At 72.9% G+C, this 20,185-nt stretch carries 18 protein-coding genes; 10 read left to right on the plus strand and 8 right to left on the minus strand.

The features are described from left to right. Both LBW97_RS12710 and LBW97_RS20245 read right to left on the minus strand, forming a co-directional pair. Complete coding sequence (locus tag LBW97_RS12710) at positions 1–579, minus strand: PAS domain-containing protein (protein ID WP_224499749.1); 579 nt, start codon at positions 577–579, stop codon at positions 1–3. 156 nt (positions 580–735) lie between these two features. Next, entirely contained in the window at positions 736–3,414 is a 2,679-nt protein-coding gene (locus tag LBW97_RS20245) for a S8 family serine peptidase (protein ID WP_304505441.1), read from the minus strand. A 141-nt stretch (positions 3,415–3,555) separates the two neighbouring features. On the opposite strand from LBW97_RS20245, the gene dcd reads away from it, so the two are divergent. Next, entirely contained in the window at positions 3,556–4,143 is a 588-nt protein-coding gene (dcd, locus tag LBW97_RS12725; RefSeq protein ID WP_224499750.1) for a dCTP deaminase, read from the plus strand. On the opposite strand, the gene LBW97_RS12730 is transcribed toward dcd, so the two are convergent. The 3 genes from LBW97_RS12730 to LBW97_RS12740 all read right to left on the minus strand — a co-directional run bounded on the left by LBW97_RS12730 (position 4,112) and on the right by LBW97_RS12740 (position 8,880). Further along, positions 4,112–5,437, minus strand: coding sequence for a CynX/NimT family MFS transporter (locus tag LBW97_RS12730; RefSeq protein ID WP_224499751.1), 1,326 nt, complete (start codon positions 5,435–5,437; stop codon positions 4,112–4,114). The two genes, dcd and LBW97_RS12730, sit on opposite strands and share 32 nt — an antisense overlap. A 53-nt stretch (positions 5,438–5,490) precedes the next feature. Continuing rightward, a complete protein-coding gene (locus LBW97_RS12735; protein WP_224500140.1) occupies positions 5,491–6,441 on the minus strand; it encodes a DUF389 domain-containing protein in 951 nt (316 codons plus the stop codon). Positions 6,442–6,582: 141 nt separating this feature from the next. Continuing rightward, a complete protein-coding gene (locus LBW97_RS12740; protein ID WP_224499752.1) occupies positions 6,583–8,880 on the minus strand; it encodes a (Fe-S)-binding protein in 2,298 nt (765 codons plus the stop codon). A 457-nt stretch (positions 8,881–9,337) separates the two neighbouring features. Between LBW97_RS12740 and LBW97_RS12745 the strand changes: the two genes are divergently transcribed. Both LBW97_RS12745 and LBW97_RS12750 read left to right on the plus strand, forming a co-directional pair. After that, on the plus strand, positions 9,338–9,670 hold the full coding sequence (locus LBW97_RS12745; RefSeq protein WP_224499753.1) for a PadR family transcriptional regulator: 333 nt from the start codon (positions 9,338–9,340) through the stop codon (positions 9,668–9,670). Further along, positions 9,667–10,731: a hypothetical protein gene (locus LBW97_RS12750; protein ID WP_224499754.1), complete on the plus strand. Its 1,065-nt coding sequence runs from the start codon at positions 9,667–9,669 to the stop codon at positions 10,729–10,731. Before LBW97_RS12745 ends, LBW97_RS12750 begins: the two co-directional genes overlap by 4 nt. 71 nt (positions 10,732–10,802) lie before the next feature. On the opposite strand, the gene LBW97_RS12755 is transcribed toward LBW97_RS12750, so the two are convergent. Beyond that, positions 10,803–11,789, minus strand: a complete 987-nt coding sequence (locus tag LBW97_RS12755; RefSeq protein ID WP_224499755.1) for a type IV toxin-antitoxin system AbiEi family antitoxin domain-containing protein — start codon at positions 11,787–11,789, stop codon at positions 10,803–10,805. A gap of 327 nt (positions 11,790–12,116) precedes the next feature. Between LBW97_RS12755 and dnaK the strand changes: the two genes are divergently transcribed. The 7 genes from dnaK (at position 12,117) to LBW97_RS12790 (ending at position 19,121) form a co-directional block, all read left to right on the plus strand. Then, entirely contained in the window at positions 12,117–13,985 is a 1,869-nt protein-coding gene (gene dnaK, locus LBW97_RS12760) for a molecular chaperone DnaK (protein WP_224499756.1), read from the plus strand. A gap of 117 nt (positions 13,986–14,102) precedes the next feature. Further along, a complete protein-coding gene (grpE, locus tag LBW97_RS12765; protein WP_224499757.1) occupies positions 14,103–14,660 on the plus strand; it encodes a nucleotide exchange factor GrpE in 558 nt (185 codons plus the stop codon). A gap of 18 nt (positions 14,661–14,678) precedes the next feature. Then, on the plus strand, positions 14,679–15,893 hold the full coding sequence (gene dnaJ / locus LBW97_RS12770; protein WP_224499758.1) for a molecular chaperone DnaJ: 1,215 nt from the start codon (positions 14,679–14,681) through the stop codon (positions 15,891–15,893). Between the two features lie 8 nt (positions 15,894–15,901). Further along, a complete protein-coding gene (locus LBW97_RS12775; RefSeq protein ID WP_224499759.1) occupies positions 15,902–16,339 on the plus strand; it encodes a heat shock protein transcriptional repressor HspR in 438 nt (145 codons plus the stop codon). An 11-nt stretch (positions 16,340–16,350) separates the two neighbouring features. Then, positions 16,351–16,824, plus strand: a complete 474-nt coding sequence (locus LBW97_RS12780) for a MarR family winged helix-turn-helix transcriptional regulator (RefSeq protein WP_224499760.1) — start codon at positions 16,351–16,353, stop codon at positions 16,822–16,824. Between the two features lie 96 nt (positions 16,825–16,920). Beyond that, positions 16,921–17,403 (plus strand): MarR family winged helix-turn-helix transcriptional regulator, encoded by a 483-nt coding sequence (locus tag LBW97_RS12785; protein ID WP_224499761.1) that lies wholly within the window; start codon positions 16,921–16,923, stop codon positions 17,401–17,403. A gap of 47 nt (positions 17,404–17,450) precedes the next feature. Continuing rightward, on the plus strand, positions 17,451–19,121 hold the full coding sequence (locus LBW97_RS12790; protein ID WP_224499762.1) for a DHA2 family efflux MFS transporter permease subunit: 1,671 nt from the start codon (positions 17,451–17,453) through the stop codon (positions 19,119–19,121). Between the two features lie 70 nt (positions 19,122–19,191). Here the strand turns inward: LBW97_RS12790 and LBW97_RS12795 are convergent, their stop codons facing one another. Both LBW97_RS12795 and LBW97_RS12800 read right to left on the minus strand, forming a co-directional pair. Further along, complete coding sequence (locus LBW97_RS12795) at positions 19,192–19,629, minus strand: OsmC family protein (RefSeq protein WP_224499763.1); 438 nt, start codon at positions 19,627–19,629, stop codon at positions 19,192–19,194. A 99-nt stretch (positions 19,630–19,728) separates the two neighbouring features. Then, complete coding sequence (locus LBW97_RS12800; protein ID WP_224499764.1) at positions 19,729–20,181, minus strand: MarR family winged helix-turn-helix transcriptional regulator; 453 nt, start codon at positions 20,179–20,181, stop codon at positions 19,729–19,731. Positions 20,182–20,185: the final 4 nt, after the last annotated feature.

Consider the following 20,185-nt stretch of genomic DNA (forward strand, 5'->3'; position numbering starts at 1 on the left):
TCAGCTCTCCTCGCGGTTGATGATCGTCCAGATGAACTCCTCGTAGCTCTGCTGCTGCCCGGCGAGCACGTCGGCGAGCAGCCGCGAGGAGGCGTCGACCGCGGCGCGGGCGTTGGGGTGCCGGCGCTCCTCGGCGATCAGCTGCGCGTAGAGGGGCTGCACCCGGCGGATGGCGGCGGCCGAGGGCTTGCGGCGGTTGGAGTGGTAGCCGACCACCCGGCCGTCGGGCCCCTGCGACGGCGTCACGTGCGCCAGCACCCAGTAGTGGTCGCCGTCGGCGGCCAGGTTGTTGATGTAGGCGAAGATCTCCTGCTTCGCGCCGAGGGTGTCCCACAGCAGCTTGAACACGGCGCGAGGCATCTCGGGGTGCCGGATCATGTTGTGCGGCTGGCCGAGCACCTCGTCCTGCCCGTAGCCGCTGACCCGCAGGAAGACGTCGTTGGCGTAGGTGATGATCCCGCGCGGATCGGTCTTCGACACGATCAGCTCGTCGGGGGAGAAGGGCCGTTCGCGCCCGGTGGGGCGGGCAGCGGTGCGGCCGCCGCGGGGTGCCGGTGGGGCCGGCCGGGTGTCGAGCACGCGGATCTCCCTGCTGGTTCGGTTCGTGCTCTCCTCATCGGCAGGTCCGAGTCCTTCCGGAACGCTTCCGGCACGACACCGCGCCCCGTCCGTATGGGGAAGCCGGACGGGGCGCGGTGGTTCAGGAGGCGCCGCGGAGCAGCGCCGGTCGGGGCGTCAGATCGCGACGCCGGTGCAGGTCACCGAGCAGTTCATCGACCAGATGGAGCCGAGGGCCGAGAACCGGTCCGAGCGGACCAGTCGCTCACCCGAGGGGCCGGTGCGGACCACCGGCGCAGTCACCGGCGGGGTGCCGGAGCCGTCGTCGGGAGAGCCGTCCTCGCCGGGCGACGTCCCGCCGGGGGGCGGGGGAGTCGGGGCCGGCGTGCCGTCCTCCGGCGGGGCGGGCGTGCTCCCGCCCGGGCCGGTGCCGACCGCGTCGGCGTAGGTGAGCGCACGGCTCAGCACGGCGGAGCGACCGTCCGCGGCGTACACCGACACGTCGTAGACCCCGGCCACGCGTGCGGGGACCCGGAACACGAGCCGGGTGGTCGTGCTGTCCACGACGTCGGCAGTGATCGATGCCCCGATCAGCACCGTCGGGTCGGCAGGCAGGGCCCGGCCGGTGATGGTGACGAGCGTTCCGCCGTCGACGTGCACGACGTTCGGGCTCAGCGACGTGATCCGGAAGACGCTGACCTCGGGATAGGTCGTCGTGCCGGGCACCGAGGGCGCCGGGGTGCCGGGAGCCGGAGCCCCTGGCGCCGGGCTGCCGGGCGCAGGAGTGCCCGGAGCGGGGGGAGGAGTCGTCGGCGCCGGGGTGCCCGGAGCGGGGGTGCCGGGCGCCGGTGCCGTGGGTGCCGGCGTCGTGGGGTCCGGGGTGCTCGGAACCGGCGCGACCGGGGGCGGCGTCGGCGTCGTGGGCGCCGGGCTGCCGGGTGCAGGCGTGCCGGGAGCAGGCGTGCCCGGCGAGGGCGCACCCGGATCGGGTGTGCCCGGCTCGGAGTCGCCGGGATCGGATCCATCCGGTCCCGGGGCGACCGGCAGGCCGGGGACGGCGCCGCCCGGCGGCACGGGACCCGGTGTCGGCGCGGGGGCGCCGGGCGCGGGGGTGCCGGGGGCCGGAGCCGTCGGTCCGGGCGTGGTCGGCGCGGGGGTCCCCGGCGCCGGCGTCGGAGAGACGAGCAGCGGAGCGGCGTGCATCCGGCCCAGCGGCTCGCCGTCCCGGTAGAGCTGCACGGTGAGCACGTAGCGGCCCTCGGCCAGCTCGACGGACGGCGACAGGGCGAGGCCGTCGAGGTCCGCGATCGATCCGAGGTCGAAGCGGGCGTCACCGGCGTCGTCGGTGGGCACGGTGACGCCGTCCAGCGTCACGTCCTTCTGCGACAGGGCCCAGATCTCGCCCTGGTGCTCCATGCCCAGCCCGATGTCGGCCGTGTAGTCGCCGCTGCCCACGGGCGTGCTGATCCCGATCGTGGGCGAGACGGTGCCCGGGCGGGCGGTCATCGAGGTGAAGGCGTAGCTGACCGGCTCGTTGCTCTGGTCGGCCAGGCCCTCCATCGTGAGCCGGCCACCGGTGACGGACTTCCCGACGAAGGCGGGGATGCGGTCGACGTCGGCGAGCAGGGCCGCCTTGAGCTCGGCGTACGTCGCCGTCGGCATCACGGCCCGGTACAGGGCGATCGCGGCCGCCACGTGCGGAGCGGCGAGCGACGTCCCGCTGACCAGCCGCATCCCGCCGTCGTTCCACGTCGTGGCGATCTTGTTGCCGGGCGCGAAGAGGTCCACCGTGGTGGCGCCGTAGGCGGAGGTCGGCGATACCGAGTCGGTGGCCGAGGAGCTGCCGACGGTGATGATGTTGGCGTCGGGCAGGCTGGCCGGGTACAGGACCGAGGTGTCTCTGTCGGCGCCGTCGTTCCCTGCTGCGGCGACCACGAGGACGTCGTGGGCCGCGGCGTAGGCGATGGCCTCCCGCAGGACCTGCAGGGGCCGGCCGCTGAACTGGCCGCCCCAAGAGGCGTTGATGACGTCGGCCCCGTTGTCGACGGCGTAGCGGATGGCCTTGGCCCCGAGGGTGGCCTCGACGCTGTCCCCGCCGCCGATCACGAGCGGCATGATCGTCACGTCCGGCGCCACACCGGCGGAGCCGACCCCGTTGTCCGATCGTGCGCCGATCACGCCGGCGACGCTGGCGCCGTGCGTGCCCAGGCTGCCGTTGTCGACGGCGGCGGAGTTCGCGTAGAAGTTCCAACCGTGGCAGTCGCCGGCCAGGCCGTTGCCGTCGGTGTCGGTGCTGCCGCACGGCTGGTCGGGGTTGATCCACAGCGAGCCGGCCAGATCCGGGTGGTCCGAGTCGAACCCGGTGTCCACCAGGGCCACGATGCGACCGGTCCCCGTGCCGGTCGCCCAGCCGGCGGTGGCGTCGACGTCGGCGTCGGACACGGCGCTCTGCTGGTAGACGTTGCTGCCGGTGTTCTCCAGGTTCCAGCCGTAGGCCTGGGCGTACGGGTCGGTGACCGTGCCCAGCACGGGAACCGAGGGCGAGAGCTCGACGGCGTCGATGGCCGGGACGGCGCGCAGGCGGTCGGGCGTGACGCCGTCGACCGCCACCAGGGCGAGCCCGTCGTCGACCCACTGCGCGCTGGCCACGCCCGGGACGGCCTCGAGCACGGCGAGCAGGTCGCCGGCGGCACCGGCCTCGGTGGTCAGGACGTAGCGGGTGAGGCCGTCGCCCTCCCCGTACCCGGTGACGACCTCGATCGGAGGCTGCGCCATCGCCGACCACACGGCGGCACCGGCGTAGCCGGCCACCACCGCAGAGGTCAGGACGATCCCCAGGACCCGCTTGCTCGTCATCCGTTGCTGCCTTCCGGCGCGGCCTCCCGGTAGGTCCGGGGGCATTCCTGGCACGCAACGGCACCCAGGGCGGTCGGCTTGAGCGGCTCGGGGCCCCCTCACCCCGCAGGAGGGCGGTCGCGGTTCCCTAGACTCCGCGCCATGCTGCTGAGCGACCGCGACATCACGGCCGCGATCGCCGAGGGACGCCTCGGCATCGACCCCTACGACCCGGCCCTGGTGCAGCCCTCCAGCATCGACGTCCGGCTGGACCGCTTCTTCCGCGTGTTCAACAACTCGCGGTACACCCACATCGACCCGGCGGAGCAGCAGGACGACCTGACCACCCCGGTCGAGCCCGAGGGCGACGAGCCGTTCGTCCTGCACCCCGGGGAGTTCGTGCTCGGCTCCACGCTCGAGGTCATCAGCCTGCCCGACGACCTCGCCGCCCGGCTGGAGGGCAAGTCCTCGCTCGGCCGGCTGGGCCTGCTCACCCACTCCACCGCGGGTTTCGTGGACCCCGGGTTCTCCGGCCACATCACGCTGGAGCTGTCCAACGTGGCCAACCTGCCGATCACGCTGTGGCCCGGGATGAAGATCGGCCAGCTGTGCATGTTCAGGCTCACCAGCCCGGCGGAGCACCCGTACGGCTCGGCGGTGTACGGCTCGCGGTACCAGGACCAGCGCGGCCCGACGCCGTCCCGGTCCTACCGGAACTTCACCCGCGCGGAGACCCGCCGTCCCGACTGACGCGTGAGCTGACCGGCGCCTCGGTGCCGGCGACCCCGATGCGGTCGGCGTCCGGTGTGGCCCCGGCGCCGACGGGGAGCAGGTGCGCGATCTCGTCGTCGACGAACCGGTCGCGGGTGACGAGCCAACCCAGCGACCACAGCCCGGCGACGCCGACGAGCAGCAGCACGAACATGCCGTCGTACCCGCCCGTCGCGCCGCGCAGCACCCCCACGAGGAGCGGTCCGGCGCCGGCGATCAGGTAGCCCCAGCCCTGGGTCACGGTGGACAGCGCCGTCGTCGTCACCGGCGTGCGCGCCCGCAGCCCGAGCAGCGCCAGGACCATCGCGAAGGTGCCCAGGCCCAGGCCGAGCAGCACCATCCACAGCCACGGAGCGGCGAGCGGCGCCGTCCAGAGCCCGACCCAGCCGGCGACGTAGCAGCTCATGAAGAAGCAGACCAGCGGCCACTGCAGCCGCGGCCGGACGGTGAGCATCGGGACGACCGCGTTGACCGGGATGGCCACCACCGAGTTGACGCCGAGCAGCAGCCCCGCGGTGGCCGCGCTGAGCCCGGCGTCCCGCAGGTACTGGGCCGACCAGCCCACGATCACGTAGGCCTGCATCGCCTGCAGCCCGAAGAACACCGTGAGGGCCAGCGCGAGGCGGCTGCGCAGCAGCACCCGCAGGCGGACGGCGCTGTGCGTGGCGCGGGAGGCGCCGGGGGAGGGGCGCACCAGCACCCAGGGGAGCGCCGCGACGAGAGCCGCCACGGCCCAGATCCCGAGCGCCCAGCGCCAGCCGCCCTCGCCGACGGCGTCGGCGATGGGCTGGGTGGCCACCGACGCGACGGCGGCCCCCACGCTCAGCGCGGTGCTGTAGGCCCCGACCAGCAGGCCGGTCCGCCCCGGGAAGTAGCGCTTCACCAGGCCGGGCAGGAGCACGTTGCCCAGGGCGCCGCCGGTCATCGCCGCCACCGTGCCGACGACGAACAGCGGGAAACCGTCGGCCAGGCTGCGCACGACCAGCCCTGCGGCCATCGCGAGCAGCGCTCCGGCCAGCACGTGCGAGTCGCGGAACCGGGCCGACAGCGGCGGGCCGGCGAAGCCGAGCGCGGCGAAGCAGAGCACCGGCAGCGAGGTGACCAGCCCGGCCAGCCCGCTGGACAACCCGAGGCCGTTCTCGATCTCCTCCAGCACCGGGCCGATGCTGTTCACCGCGGTCCGCAGGTTCAGGCCGGTGAGCACGATCGCCGTGGCGATCAGCGCGAGACCCCGACGTCGGGATCCGGTCGGTGCGGGGGCGCTGCTGCTCACTGCCTCGATGGTCCTCCATGACCGGCGGCACACGCCGTCCGGGTCGGCAGGCGTCAGCGCGCCACGCGCTCCACCTTCGGCACGGTCCGCGGCATGCGGTGCCAGACGGCCTTCTGCAGCGCGAGGGTGGCGAGGGCGGCGACCAGGATCCCCACCAGGTTGATGCCCAGCTGGGTCGCCGCGCGGGTGAACTCGGCGCCGCCACCGAGCGCCATGGCGAGGGCCATGTCCGCGGCCGCGGGCACGGTCGTGACCGAGATGAAGACGCCGACCAGCGCGCCGCTCTTGGCGGAGGTGAGGGAGAGGACGCCGGCGACCCCCGCGAGGACCGCGACCACGACCGACCACCGGTCGGGGGCGGTGATGAAGCCGGTCGCGGGACGGTCGGCGGCGAGCAGCTCGGGCCCGAACCAGCCGAGGCCCCGGCCGGCCAGGACCACCAGCGCCGTGACCGCGATGGCGACGGCGAACCCGACCGCCAGCGAGATCGCCGCCTGGCGGGCGATCGAGGGACGGCGGTGCAGGACGGCGACGGCGAGCGCGGCCAGCGGGGCGAACTCCGGCCCCAGCACCATCGCGCCGATCACCAGGATCGCCGAGTCGTTGATGATCGCGACCGCGGCCAGCAGCGTCGCGATGGTGAGGAACGCCAGGTAGGAGACCGACAGCGAGGAGTCGGCGTCGGTGGTGCGCACCACCTGCTCCCACACGACGGCGTCGGCGCCGTCGCCCGGAGCGCGGTCCTCCGCCCGGCGGGCCGCGGAGGAGACCGCGGCGTCCACGGCCACCAGCGCGATGCCGCCGTCCCGGTCGACGCCGAGGTCGCGCAGCGCCTTCACCAGGCCGTCGGCCGACTCCCGGGCGACGTCGGCGAGCACCAGGTCACCGGCGGGGGCGACCGACGCCCCGTGGAGCACCGCCAGGTGGGCGGTCCCCAGGTCCTGTTCGAAGAGGTCGCGGACCTGCGCGGTCCGGTCGGCGGGAACGGTGACCCGCAGCTGCATCAGCACTCGGCCACTCTGCAGGGTCCCGCCGCGAGCGTGCGAGTGGTGGGGGGCAGGGTGGTCCTTCTGCTACACGGAGAACGACGACGGCGCGCGCCCCCTCGGAGGGAACGCGCGCCGTCGGCGGTGCTGCTGCTCTTGCTACTTCGGGTCGTGCTCCGTGGCGGCGGAGTCCAGGCCGACGACGTCGTCGTCCTTCGTGCCGACGTCGGCACCCTGCTCGGCCCCCTGGGCGCCGACCGCGACCGGCTGCATGGAGCGCAGCAGGATCTGGCTGACGTCGAGGACCTCGACGTGGTCCTTGGCCTCGCCGTTCTGCTTCTTGGCGGTCAGCGCGTCGCTGAGCATCGTGATGCAGAACGGGCACGCGGTGGAGATGACGTCGGGATCGAGCTCGAGCGCCTCTTCGGTGCGCTCGACGTTGATCCGCTTGCCGATCTTCTCCTCCATCCACATGCGGGCACCGCCGGCGCCGCAGCAGAAGCCACGGTCCTTGCAGCGGTGCATCTCCTGCGTGGAGAGGCCCTGGACGGAGTCCAGGATCTCGCGCGGAGGCGTGTAGACCTTGTTGTGCCGGCCCAGGAAGCACGGGTCGTGGTAGGTGACCTTGCGGTCGACCGGGGTGACCGGCACCAGCCGGCCCTCCTCCACCAGCTGGCCGAGCAGCTGCGTGTGGTGGATGACCTCGTACTCGCCGCCGACCTGCGGGTACTCCTTGCCCAGCGAGTTGAAGCAGTGCGGGCAGGTCGCGACGATCTTGCGGGTGCCCGGCACGCGGCCCTCGAAGACGCCGTTGAGGGTCTCGACGTTCTCCATGGCCAGCTGCTGGAAGAGGAACTCGTTGCCCATGCGGCGGGCCGGGTCACCCGAGCAGGTCTCGCCGCTGCCGAGGACGGCGAACTCGACGCCCGCGGTGTTCAGCAGTTCGGCGACGGCCTTGGTGACCTTCTTGGCCCGGTCGTCGACGGCACCGGCGCAGCCGACCCAGAACAGGTACTCGACCTCGTTCGGCAGCGGGCCGTCGGCCATGCGGACCTCGAAGTCGAGCTCCTTGATCCAGTCCTCGCGGACGTTGCCGCCCATGCCCCACGGGTTTCCGCGCTTCTCGAGGTTCGTCATCATGACGCCGGCCTCGGACGGGAAGTTGGACTCGATCATGACCTGGTAGCGGCGCATGTCGTTGATGTGGTCGACGTGCTCGATGTCCACCGGGCACTGCTCGACGCAGGCGCCGCAGTTGGTGCAGCTCCACAGGACGTCGGGGTCGATGACGCCGGCCTCCTCGAGGGTGCCGACCAGCGGACGGTGGGCCTGCGCGTCGTTGGTGCCCTCGACGCGGGCGTACCCGGAGGCCCAGACCTGCTCGTCGCTGGGCTTGAGGACGTCGTAGTCCGGCATCGTCTCGGCAGCGGTCTTCTCGCCGAGGAGGTAGGGAGCCTTCGCGTAGAGGTGATCGCGAAGATCCATGATCACCATCTTCGGGCTGAGCGGCTTGCCCGTGTTCCACGCCGGGCACTGGCTCTGGCAGCGACCGCACTCGGTGCAGGTGCTGAAGTCCAGCATTCCCTTCCAGGTGAAGTCCTCGATCTTGCCGCGGCCGAAGGTCGCGTCCTCGTCCGGATCCTCGAAGTCGATCGGCTTGCCGCCCGACGTCATCGGGAGCAGCGCGCCGAGCGCGGGGGCGCCGTCGGCGTTGCGCTTGAAGTAGATGTTGAAGAAGGCGCTGAACCGGTGCCAGGCGACACCCATGTTCAGGATCCGGCTGATGACCACGAGCCAGGTCAGGGAGATCACGATCTTGACGAAGGCGACGATCGTCAGCAGGTCGGGGCTGTCCGGGAGGACGTTCGCGATCAGGCCGGAGACCGGGTGCGACCAGGCCGGGGCGTCGGTCAGGTCGCTGGAGACCTTCAGCGCGCGGATCAGCAGGATGCAGATGCCGACGGTGGTGACGACGGCCTCGACGAAGTAGCCGCGGCCCTCGTTGCTGCCGGCGAAGCGGCTCTTGCGTCCCTGGCGGCGCGGGTGGTCCTTCTGGCGCCGGTAGATCAGGTAGCCGATGCCCAGGATCGTGCCGGTGCCGATGATGTCGGCGAACAGGTTCCACAGGCCCCAGTTGCCGATGAGCGGCAGGTGGAAGGCCGGGTTGAACACCTCGCCGAAGGCCTCGACCAGCGTCAGGAACAGGCCGTAGAAGCCGATGAAGACGAACCAGTGGGCGATGCCGATCGATGACCACTTGAGCATTCGGGTGTGGCCGAGCGACTCGATCGCCAGCGTCTTCAGCCGGGTCTTGACCGGGCCGAAGCGGGTGTCGTCGGGCTGGCCGGTGCGGATGATCCGCACCATCGCGCGCACGGCGCGGTAGGCCATCACCGAGGCCACGATCAGGAACAGGACGCTGATCGTCCCGAGGACGATCTGCAGCGGGCCCGTCATGTTTTCCTCCCCGGACGCCCGAGGGCGTCGGCTGACCCGTCGGCCACGTGGGGCGACGAGGCTGTGTGTGGTGCGCGCGCCGTCGGACCCGGCGTCGAGCCGGTCTCCGGAGCGCGTGCGGGCACCGCTGCCCGCACTGCTGCGCACGATAGCGGGCGCCCCTGGAGGCTACTCGCGGGTAACCGCACGGGGGGTCACGATCCGGCCACCGACGCCCGCGCCGCCTCCGCGTTCCGCCGCCTCCGCCGCCGCGTGTCGCCCCCTCCGCCGGGTGCCGGGGTGTGGTCGCCGGTGCCGCGTCGCAGCCCGGCCTCCGCCCCCGCACCGCGGCACCGACGTGGTCGGACGTCGGGGTTCCGCAACACGCCGGTGCACGTGCAAGCGGACTACTGCGCTTCGTGCACTACCGTCCTCTCCACCACAGCGACAGCGCGGTGGATCCACACGGAGGTGGGCGTTGGACGCAAGTCAGCTGCTCAAGGGGGTGCTCGACGTCGCGGTGCTCGCCGTGGTCCGCGACGCCGACGGCTACGGCTACGACGTGGTGCGCCGGCTGCGCACCGCCGGGCTCGAGGAGGTGGGCGACGCATCGGTGTACGGCACCCTGCGCCGCCTCTACCAGGCGGGGGCGCTGACGTCCTACGTCGTTCCCAGCGACGAGGGCCCGCATCGGAAGTACTACGCGATCAACGACAGGGGGCGTTCGGTGCTCGAGGACTCGACCAAGACGTGGAGGACGTTCGCCGACACCGTCGACGCCCTCCTGGACCGGACGGGGGCCGCGGCATGAGCGCGCCGTCCCTCTCCCGCACGCGGCAGGCGCAGGACTACCTCGCCGCCGTGGAGCACGAGCTCGCCGACCTGCCGGCAGACGACCGCAGTGCGCTGCTCGAAGACCTGGCGATGCACCTGGACGCGCTCGCCGGCGAGGAGGACGAGCGCGACATCGCCGTCCGCCTCGGGCCGCCGTCGTCCTACGCCGCGGAGCTGCGCACCGCCGCCGGGCTCCCCGCCCGCAGTTCGGGCGGAGCGGCGTCCGCGTCCGGTCTGCGCGAGCGGATCGACGGCCTGATCGCGTCGGCGTCCTTCCAGCGGGCGCTCCCCGCACTCCGGGAGATCGGCCGGCTGGTGGTCGAGCTGCGCCCCGCGTGGTGGGTGCTGCGCGGATACCTGCTCGTGCTCGTGCCGTGCCTGCTGGTGAACGACGGCGTCCGCGACGTCCCGGTCCCGGCACCGCTGGGCAGCGACGAGCTCGGGTTCGTGCTGGTGCTCGCGGCGGTCGCGGCGTCGGTGTTCCTCGGCCGGCGGAAGCTGCCGCGTCCGGTGGGCGTGCTCGTCGTCGTCCTCGGGGTGGTGCTGGTCGGCGTGTCCATCGGCGTCGCGCAGCGCGAGCTCGACCAGGCGACCTACGACCACTTCGCGGCGTCCCAGCCGACGTCGGCCGCGGAGGTCCCGACGGAGCGGTACCCGCTGCTGTCCCGGTACGGGCCGGTGACCGACGTCCTCCCCTTCTCGGCCGACGGGACGCCGCTGCGGGACGTGCTCCTCTTCGACCAGGACGGCCGGCCGCTCAAGGTCGGGTTCCAGGAGTGGTGGGCGGACAACTGCGCCCGGGTGCTCGACCAGCCGGTCGCGGACGACGGGGTGGCGGTGCCGAACGCGTATCCGCAGAGCTACGTCCTGGATCCCGCGGGCGTCGACATCGGCCGCAGCAACCCGCGCCCGGCGGACTCGTGCGCGGCCGAGCTCCCGCGGCCGGGGGTTCCGCTGCCGACCTTCCCCGCCGACGAGGCCCCGGCCCCTGTGGCGGGGGAGCCCACCGAGCCGATCGCCCCTGCCCCCGGCGACTGACGGCGGGTCGGTGCCGCGGTGTGGGGCTGAGAGCCGCCCCGCACCGCGGCACTGGCGCCCATACCGCGGCCTCATCCGGCCCGGGCGACCCCTCGGGTCCGCGGCGTCGCGGTGAATCGCCGGCCCACCGGGGCGGGGCGCGCCAGGAGTCGGCGCAGCTGCTGCTCCGTCCGCGGCCACGAGGTGCCCAGATCCGCTTCGGCGATCCGCACGACCGCGATGTCGAGTGCGCGCAGTTCGTCCTCCCGCCGCTTCTCCTCCCACAGCACGCGGCCGGGATCCCGCCACGGGTCGGTGTACTTCACGCGCCCGTCGAACTCGACCGCGACCGCCGGCCCCTCGAACCACGCGTCGACGACGCCGATCAGCCGTCCGCCGGTCCGGATCTCCACCTGCAGCTGCGGCGTCGGCAGCCCGGCGCCGATCATGCGGAGGCGTCCGCGGGTCTCCAGCGCCGATTCGGCGCGGCCGTCGGTCAGTGACAGGGCGCGAGCGGCCCGCGCGGCACCGGGCCAGCCGTGCGCCCGGGCGGTCGCGTCGCCGAGCTCGTCGAGGGTGAGCAGGTCGCCGAGCAGCGCGGCGTCCATGGCGACGACGGCGTCCGTCAGGGGCTCGCTCCGCGCGAGGTCGACCAGCGTCCGCGCCGGAGCGGTGAGGCGGAGCGACTCCTGGGTCCGGACGTCTCCAGGGTCCAGTGGACCGCGGGACACCCGGAACCCCGACCCCACGCGGCTGTGCGCGGGGTCGGTGAGGCGGATGACGTCGGGCGTCGGGGCGGGCAGCCCCCACAGGTGCGCGGCGGAGCGGTGGCTGACCGCGACGGTCGTGCTGTCCATGGCCAGGAGCACGGCGACGCACTCGACGCGGAAGCGGTTCCCGGCGCGCTCGGCCGCCGCGAGCTCCGTCGCGGTGATGTAGACGCCTCGCCGGAGACGGTGCCACCGGCCGGACGCGCGCAGGTGCCGGACCTCGTCGTGCCGGTAGCCGGCTCGCCGGACATCGCCCGCGGTGAAGACGCCGAGCTGCCGCCCGGCTGCGGCCTCGAGGAGGGGGTGCACCCGCCAGAGTGTGGGCGACCGGCGCGGCGCGCGAGGTCGAGAGCGCCCGGCCTGTGGACGACGGTTCCCCGCGGCCGCGCTGCGGTTGCCGGTGCCGCGATGCAGCACGGCACCGGCATCCATGACGCGGCACCGACGGCGGGAGACGGCGGAGTTGAGTCGACCACGCGCACCCCGGGAACACGGACGCTGCGCCTGCCGTTACGGTGGGCAGGAAAGTTGAGCGAGCCCCGCGCAAGGTGCACCAGCGAGGTGAACCGGCGCCGCGACTCCTCGGCTGACTCCGGACCAGTACCACCCCCAGCACACGGAAGAGAGGCCATCTCCATGGCTCGAGCGGTCGGCATCGACCTCGGCACCACCAACTCCGTCGTCACCGTCCTGGAGGGCGGCGAGCCGACGGTCATCGCGAACTCCGAGGGCGCGCGCACCACCCCCTCCGTCGTCGCGTTCGCCAAGAACGGCGAGGTCCTCGTCGGTCAGTCGGCGAAGAACCAGGCGGTCACCAACGTCGACCGCACCATCCGGTCGGTCAAGCGTCACGTCGGCACCGACTGGAGGACCGACGAGATCGACGGCAAGCGCTACACGCCGCAGGAGATCAGCGCCCGCACGCTGCAGAAGCTGAAGCGGGACGCCGAGACCTACCTGGGCGAGCCGGTGACCGACGCCGTCATCACCGTCCCCGCCTACTTCGAGGACGCCCAGCGCCAGGCCACCAAGGAGGCCGGTGAGATCGCGGGCCTCAACGTCCTGCGCATCGTCAACGAGCCCACCGCGGCCGCGCTGGCCTACGGCCTGGACAAGGGCGAGACCGAGCAGACGATCCTCGTGTTCGACCTCGGTGGCGGCACGTTCGACGTCTCGCTGCTCGAGATCGGCGACGGCGTCATCGAGGTCAAGGCCACCGCCGGTGACAACCACCTCGGTGGTGACGACTGGGACGAGCGCGTCGTCAAGCACCTGGTGCAGACGTTCAACGCCTCCAGCGGCATCGACCTGTCCAAGGACAAGCTGGCCATGCAGCGGCTCCGCGAGGCCGCCGAGAAGGCCAAGATCGAGCTGTCGGGCGCGCAGTCGACGAACCTGAACCTGCCCTACATCACCGCCGGCCCCGACGGCCCGCTGCACCTCGACATCACGATGACCCGCGCGGAGTTCCAGCGGCTGACGCAGGACCTGCTCGACCGCTGCCGCGCGCCGTTCAACCAGGCGGTGCGCGACGCCGGCATCTCCGTCGGCCAGATCGACCACGTCGTCCTGGTGGGTGGCTCGACCCGCATGCCCGCCGTCTCCGAGCTCGTCAAGGAGCTGACCGGCGGCAAGGAGCCCAACAAGGGCGTCAACCCCGACGAGGTCGTCGCGATCGGCGCCGCGCTGCAGGCCGGTGTCCTCCGCGGCGAGGTCAAGGACGTCCTGCTGCTCGACGTCACCCCGCTCTCCCTGGGCATCGAGACCAAGGGCGGGATCATGACCAAGCTCATCGAGCGCAACACCACGATCCCGACGAAGCGCTCGGAGATCTTCACGACGGCCGACGACAACCAGCCGTCCGTGCAGATCCAGGTCTTCCAGGGCGAGCGCGAGATGGCCGCCTACAACAAGAAGCTCGGCATGTTCGAGCTGACCGGTCTGCCGCCGGCGCCCCGCGGCGTCCCGCAGATCGAGGTGGCCTTCGACATCGACGCCAACGGCATCGTGCACGTGTCGGCCAAGGACCTCGGCACGGGCAAGGAGCAGTCGATGACGATCACCGGCGGCTCGGCCCTCCCGAAGGACGACATCGAGCGGATGATGAAGGACGCCGAGGCGCACGCCGAGGAGGACAAGCGCCGCCGCGACGAGGCCGAGACCCGCAACCTCGCCGAGTCGCTGCAGTACCAGACCGAGAAGTTCCTGGCCGAGAACGGCGACAAGATCCCGGCCGAGAAGAAGGACGAGCTCGGCGAGGCCCTCTCCGAGCTGCGTTCGGCCCTCGGCGGCTCCGACATCGCCACCATCAAGGCCGCGCAGGAGAAGGTCGCCCGCGTGTCCCAGGAGGTCGGCGGGGCGCTCTACGCCCAGCAGGCCGAGGCGGCCGGCGCCGAGGCCGGTGCCGAGACCGCCGGCGCCACCGGCGCCGAGGGCGCGTCGACCCCGAACGACGACGACGTCGTCGACGCCGAGATCGTCGACGAGGACAACGACCGCCGGTGACCAGTGGTGAGGTCCGTGGGGCCGCCCGGGGGCACCCCGCCCGGGCCCCGCCCCGGGCCCCCCCGCCCCCCCCCCCCCCCCCCCCCACGGCCCGGTCCCGACCTTCCAGGGGAGCAGATGAGCGAGCACGAGACGCCGGTCGACGAGCAGCCGGCGCCGCAGGTGGACGCCGGTGACGGCGGCGACCTGACCCAGCAGCTGGCCGAGCGCACCGAGGACCTGCAGCGCGTCACGGCCGAGTACGCGAACTACCGGCGGCGCGTCGACCGCGACCGCACGCTGGTCGTCGACCAGGCGGCCGAGCGGTTCGCCGCCCAGCTGTTCCCGATCGTCGACGACATCCAGCGGGCCCGTGACCACGGCGACCTGACCGGTGCGTTCAAGGTCGTCGCCGACCGCGTCCTGGGGCTGCTCGACGGCCTCGGGGTGGAGGCCTTCGGCGTGGCGGGCGACGCGTTCGACCCGTCGCTGCACGAGGCGGTCATGCACGACACGTCCGCCGACGTCGACGTCCCGACGGCCAGCACCGTCCTGCGGCAGGGTTTCCGTCGCGGCGACCGGGTGCTGCGGACGGCGATGGTCGCGGTGACCGAGCCGGAGAACCCGGCGCCCACCCAGGAGCCGGCCGCGGCGCAGCCGTCCGGCGACGAGGCCGGCGCTCCGGCGTCGGACTGATCCGGAGAGGGGGCGTCGATGAGCACCCGTGACTTCATCGAGAAGGACTACTACGGCGCGCTCGGCGTCCCCCAGAACGCCGACGCCGCCGCCATCAAGAAGGCCTACCGGAAGCTGGCCCAGGAGCTGCACCCGGACAAGAACCCGGGCAACGCCGAGGCCGAGGCGCGCTTCAAGGAGGTCTCCGAGGCCTACGACGTGCTCTCCGACCCGAAGCGGCGCGGGGAGTACGACGACGCCCGGCGGCTGTTCGGCGCCGGGGGAGCCGGGGCGCGGGCCGGGTTCCCGGGGGGCTTCCCCGGCGCCGGGCCCGGCGGTCAGCCCTTCGACCTCGGTGACCTCTTCGGGGCCGCCGGTGGTGGGAGCCGCAACGCCGGCGGGCTCGGGGACATCCTCGGCGGCCTGTTCGGCGGTGCCGCCGGCGGCGCCCCGGGGAGCTCGCGGGCGCGCAGCCAGGCGGCGTCCGGCCCCGCGCGCGGTCAGGACGTCGAAACCGAGGCGACGCTCTCCTTCGAGGAGGCTGTCCTCGGCGTGACGGTGCCGCTGCGCATGCAGAGCCCGGGCACCTGCACGACGTGTGCCGGGAGCGGAGCGAAGCCGGGCACCAGCCCGCACACCTGCTCGGTCTGCCAGGGTGCCGGCGTCACCAGCCGCAGCCAGGGCGCGTTCGCGTTCTCCGAGCCCTGCCGCGCATGCCGCGGCAGCGGTCAGGTGATCGACGACCCGTGCCCCACCTGCTCCGGCAGCGGCATCACCACCCAGACCCGCACGATCACCGTCCGCATCCCGGCCGGCGTCAAGGACGGCCAGCGCATCCGGCTGGCCGGCAAGGGTGCGCCGGGGCGGCGGGGCGGACCGGCGGGGGACCTCTTCGTCGTCGTCCACGTCGCCGAGCACCCGCTGTTCGGGCGCAAGGGCGAGGACCTGACGCTGACCGTGCCGATCACCTTCGCCGAGGCGGCGCTCGGAGCGACCGTCACCGTGCCGACGCTGGACGGGTCCGTCTCGCTGAAGGTGCCCGCGGGTACGGCGAGCGGCCGCACGCTCCGGGTCCGCGGTCGCGGCGTGCCGGGCAAGCTCCGCTCCGGCGACCTGCTGGTCACAGTGGAGATCGCGGTGCCGGTCCGGCTCACGCCCGGCCAGCGCAAGGTCATCGAGTCGCTGGCCGAGGAGATGGACGAGGACCCGCGCCCGCAGATCACCGCGGCGGTGACGAACGGCGGCGAGAAGTGACCAGGCCGATGGACCCCGCTCAGGGTGCCGGCCGCGCCGTCGCGGAGGACGCACCGGTGTTCGTGATCTCCGTGGCCGCGGAACTGGCCGGGATGCACGCACAGACGCTGCGGCAGTACGACCGGCTCGGGCTGGTCAGCCCGGGCCGGACCGCCGGGGGCGGCCGTCGGTACAGCCCGCGGGACGTCGCGCTGCTGCGCGAGGTCCAGCGTCTCTCGCAGGAGGACGGCGTCAACCTCGCGGGGATCAAGCGGATCATCGAGTTGGAGTCGCAGGTCGAGGCGCTGCAGTCCCGGGTGCGCGAGCTGCTCGAGGAGCTGCAGCACGCGGAGAACCGCCTTCTGGCCGCGGAGGCGGCGGTTCCGGCGGCCTACCGGGCCGACCTCGTCCCGCTGCGCCGGCCCAGCTCCGCCCTCGTGGTCTGGCGGCCGAGGCCCGGACGGTGAATGCTCCCCCGGTGGACGCGCACGAAGCATTCGTGGCCCTGGAGCGGGAGATCGGGCTGCTGCTGCGCCGGTCCCGGGCCATCTCGACCCGGCTGGCACGAGAGCTGCACCCCGATCTCGACGGCGCCGCCTACGGGCTGCTGGCATTGCTCCAGGACGCCGGCCCGCTGCGGGCCAGCGACCTGGTCGCCCGCCTGGGCCTGGACAAGAGCACCGTCAGCCGCCAGGTGTCCAGCCTCGTCGAGCTCGGGCTGGTGGACCGGGCCGCGGACCCCGACGACGGCCGCGCGCAGGTCCTGACCCCCTCGCGCGAGGGCGCGTCCCGGCTGAGCCGGATCCGCGACGCGCGGCGGGCCCGGTGGCAGGACGACCTCGCGGGCTGGGGCACCGACGACGTCGCCACGCTCGCGGGGCTGCTGGAGCGGCTGAACCGGCTCAGCGAGGCGCGCGACACCGACGTCCCGGTGGAGCCTGTCGACCGCTGAGGGTGTGACGGGCCACACGATGGTCGTCGTTGCAGACTGCAACCATCTAAGAGTATGGTTGCGGTCTGCAAGCATTGATCATCAGCTAGGACTCTCATGCCTCTCAGCCCGGAGACCCGGGAACGCCTCACCCTGAGCATCGCCCAGCTCGTTCGCACCGGGCGGCAGATCAGCTCACGGGCGGCGACCCAGATGCACGACGACCTGCCGTCCTTCGGCTGGCCGCTGCTGCTGCCGCTCGAGCGCGACGGCGACCTGCGGTGCAGCGCCCTCGCGCTCCGCGCAGGCGTCGACGCCTCCGTCGCCAGCCGGCAGGTGGCGACGCTGGAGCGCGCCGGCTACCTGCAGCGCCGCCCCGACCCGCTCGACGGGCGCGCCAGCCTGCTCCACATCACGCCGCGCGGCCTCGAGGCGCTGACCGCCTCCCGTGCGCTCCGGTCGGAGTGGACCGGCACCGCGCTCGCCGGCTGGGACGACGACGACGCGGTCCGCCTGGCCGACCTGGTCGACCGGCTGCTCGCCGACGTCGAGGCCGCCGCGCAGACCGCGGAACCCACCCGCCAGGGCGTCGCCGGATGACCGCCCACTCTTCAGCCCCCTCCGCCGCACCATCCGTCAGGAGTTCCATGAGCACCACCGCCGCCCCCGAGGCGCCCGTCGAGCAGCAGGGGAAGATGACGCACCGCCAGGTGCTCGAGGCCCTCTCTGGCATGTTGCTGGCGATGTTCGTCGCGTTCCTGTCCGGAACCGTCGTCTCCAACGCCCTGCCGACGATCATCACCGACCTGCGCGGGACCCAGAACCAGTACACCTGGATCGTCACCGCGACCCTGCTGGCGTCGACGGCGACCACGCCCATCTGGGGCAAGCTCGCCGACCTGTTCAGCAAGAAGCTGCTCATCCAGCTGTCGATCGTCATCTTCATCATCGGTTCGATGGCCGCCGGGCTCGCCCAGTCCGTCGAGACCCTCATCGCCTGGCGGGCGGTCCAGGGCCTCGGCCTCGGTGGGCTCCAGGCCCTCGTGCAGATCGCGATCGCCGCGATGATCAGCCCTCGTGAGCGCGGCCGGTACGCGGGCCTCATGGGTGCGGTCATGGCCGTGGCCACCGTCGGCGGGCCGCTGCTCGGCGGCGTGCTGGTGGACACCAGCTGGCTCGGCTGGCGCTGGTGCTTCTACGTGGGCGTGCCGTTCGCCGTCATCGCGCTCGTCCTCCTGCAGCGCACGCTGCACCTGCCGGTGACCAAGCGCCGGGTGCGCATCGACTACCTGGGTGCCACGTTCCTGACCGCGGCCGTCACCTCGCTGCTGATCTGGGTCACCCTGGCCGGCACCCGTTTCGACTGGGCCTCCACCGAGACGGCGATCTTCCTGACCGGTGCCGCCGCGGCGATCATCGCCTTCCTGATCACCGAGACGCGTGCGGCCGAGCCGATCGTCCCGCTGCGTCTCTTCCGCGACCGCACCACGACCCTGGCGGTCATCGCGAGCATCGCCGTCGGCATCGCGATGTTCGGGTCGTCGGTGTTCCTGGGCCAGTACCTGCAGATCTCCCGCGGCTACTCGCCGACCGAGGCCGGCCTGCTCACCATCCCGATGGTCGGCGGCCTGCTCGTCTCCTCGACCGTCTCGGGCCTGCTGATCACCAAGTACGGCCGGTGGAAGGGCTTCCTGGTGGGCGGTTCTGCGCTCGTCCTGGTCGGGTTCGCCCTGCTGTCGACGATCGACCACGAGACGAACATGGTCCTGCTCTGCGGCTTCCTGTTCGTGCTCGGCACCGGCATCGGCATGACCATGCAGAACCTGGTGCTCGCCGTGCAGAACACCGTGGCAGCCACGGACCTCGGCGCGGCCAGCTCCGCGGTCGCCTTCTTCCGCAGCCTCGGCGGCACCATCGGCGTCTCGGTGCTCGGTGCGGTGCTGAGCAACCACGTCGCGGAGCTGATCCGCAGCGGCCTGGCGAAGATCCCGGGTGCGGTCGAGGCGGCTGCCGCGGGCGGCGGCGACGTCGGGCTGGCGGACTTCGCCGACGCCCCCGCGCCGATCCGCGTGCTGATCGCCGCCTCCTACGGCGACGCCACCGGGCGGATCTTCCTGATCTCCGCGGTGCTCGCCGTCATCGCCCTCGTGGCGGTCGTGTTCATCAAGGAGATCGCGCTGAGCACCGACACCGGTGACGAGCGCGAGGCGGCGGAGCGTGCGGTGGCAGAGCGCGCGGCGGACCGGCGGGTCGTCGATGCGCAGGCCGGGGCCCCGGTGGTCGCCGAAGGGACGGTCACGCCGGTCGGCTCGCGCTGACCTCCCCGCACAGGCCGACGGCCCGCTTCCCCTCGGGGAGGCGGGCCGTCGTCGTCGTGGCGGGGCCTCTTCAGCCCTCGAGCGCGGCGTCCAGGGTGATCTCCGTGCCGGTGAGCGCCTTGCTGACCGGGCACCCGGCCTTGGCGGCCTGGGCCGCCTTCTCGAACCCGGCCGCGTCGAGGCCGTCGACCTCGCCGCGGACCGTGAGCGTGATGCCGGTGATCGCCGGGGCGCCGTCCTTCTGGCCGAGCGTGACGTCGGCGGAGACCTCGAGCGACTGGGGCGTGCCGCCCGCCTTGCCGATCTCGCTGGAGAGGGCCATCGCGAAGCAGGCCGAGTGGGCCGCCGCGATCAGCTCCTCGGGGCTGGTCGTCCCGCCTGCCTCGTCGGCCGTCCGCTTCGGGAAGGACACCTCGTAGGTGCCGATCTTGGAGCTGGAGAGCTCGACCTGGCCGGAGCCCTCCTGGAGGGTGCCGTTCCAGGCGGTACGTGCGGTGCGAGTAGGCATGCTGCCTCTTCCGGAGCCGTGGCCGCCTCCTGCTCGGGCGGCACTGTGACCAGCTCCTACCCGGACCGGTTGCGCACTACCGTCGTGCGCGGAAGCAGGTCAGGCCTGTGCGGCGCCGTTGACCCGCTCGGTGAGCAGCCGCAGCCGGCTCTTGAGGTCGTCGAACTCGGCGGCGTCGAAGCCGATGGCACCGATCATCTCCTCCGAGATGGCGACCGACTTCTCGCGCAGCGCGCGGCCGGCGTCGGTCAGCGCGATGGAGACCGAGCGCTCGTCCTCGACCCGGCGGTGCCGGCTGACCAGGCCGGCGGCGGTGAGCCGCTTGAGCAGCGGGGACAGCGTGCCGCTGTCCAGCGCCAGCCGGTTGCCGAGCTGGCCCACGGTCTGGTTGTCGGTCTCCCAGAGCAGCATCATCACCAGATACTGGGGATAGGTCAGCCCCAGCTCGTCGAGCATCGGGCGGTACCGCGCGGTCACTGCCCGGGAAGCGGCGTAGAGGGCGAAGCACAGCTGGTCGTCGAGCGCCACGCTCGGCGCCGGCAGAGCGGTCATTCCC

This window comes from Blastococcus sp. LR1, from assembly GCF_020166105.1.
Lineage (GTDB): Bacteria > Actinomycetota > Actinomycetes > Mycobacteriales > Geodermatophilaceae > Blastococcus.

Bases quoted from the DNA above. Each gene is read 5' to 3' on its own strand.
- LBW97_RS12800 (WP_224499764.1), bottom strand. From the start codon at position 20,181: ATGACCGCTCTGCCGGCGCCGAGCGTGGCGCTCGACGACCAGCTGTGC.
- LBW97_RS12795 (WP_224499763.1), bottom strand. From the start codon at position 19,629: ATGCCTACTCGCACCGCACGTACCGCCTGGAACGGCACCCTCCAGGAG.
- LBW97_RS12735 (WP_224500140.1), bottom strand. From the start codon at position 6,441: ATGCAGCTGCGGGTCACCGTTCCCGCCGACCGGACCGCGCAGGTCCGC.
- LBW97_RS12775 (WP_224499759.1), top strand. From the start codon at position 15,902: ATGGACCCCGCTCAGGGTGCCGGCCGCGCCGTCGCGGAGGACGCACCG.
- dnaJ (WP_224499758.1), top strand. From the start codon at position 14,679: ATGAGCACCCGTGACTTCATCGAGAAGGACTACTACGGCGCGCTCGGC.
- dnaK (WP_224499756.1), top strand. From the start codon at position 12,117: ATGGCTCGAGCGGTCGGCATCGACCTCGGCACCACCAACTCCGTCGTC.
- dcd (WP_224499750.1), top strand. From the start codon at position 3,556: ATGCTGCTGAGCGACCGCGACATCACGGCCGCGATCGCCGAGGGACGC.
- LBW97_RS12790 (WP_224499762.1), top strand. From the start codon at position 17,451: ATGAGCACCACCGCCGCCCCCGAGGCGCCCGTCGAGCAGCAGGGGAAG.
- LBW97_RS20245 (WP_304505441.1), bottom strand. From the start codon at position 3,414: ATGACGAGCAAGCGGGTCCTGGGGATCGTCCTGACCTCTGCGGTGGTG.
- LBW97_RS12740 (WP_224499752.1), bottom strand. From the start codon at position 8,880: ATGACGGGCCCGCTGCAGATCGTCCTCGGGACGATCAGCGTCCTGTTC.
- LBW97_RS12785 (WP_224499761.1), top strand. From the start codon at position 16,921: ATGCCTCTCAGCCCGGAGACCCGGGAACGCCTCACCCTGAGCATCGCC.
- grpE (WP_224499757.1), top strand. From the start codon at position 14,103: ATGAGCGAGCACGAGACGCCGGTCGACGAGCAGCCGGCGCCGCAGGTG.
- LBW97_RS12750 (WP_224499754.1), top strand. From the start codon at position 9,667: ATGAGCGCGCCGTCCCTCTCCCGCACGCGGCAGGCGCAGGACTACCTC.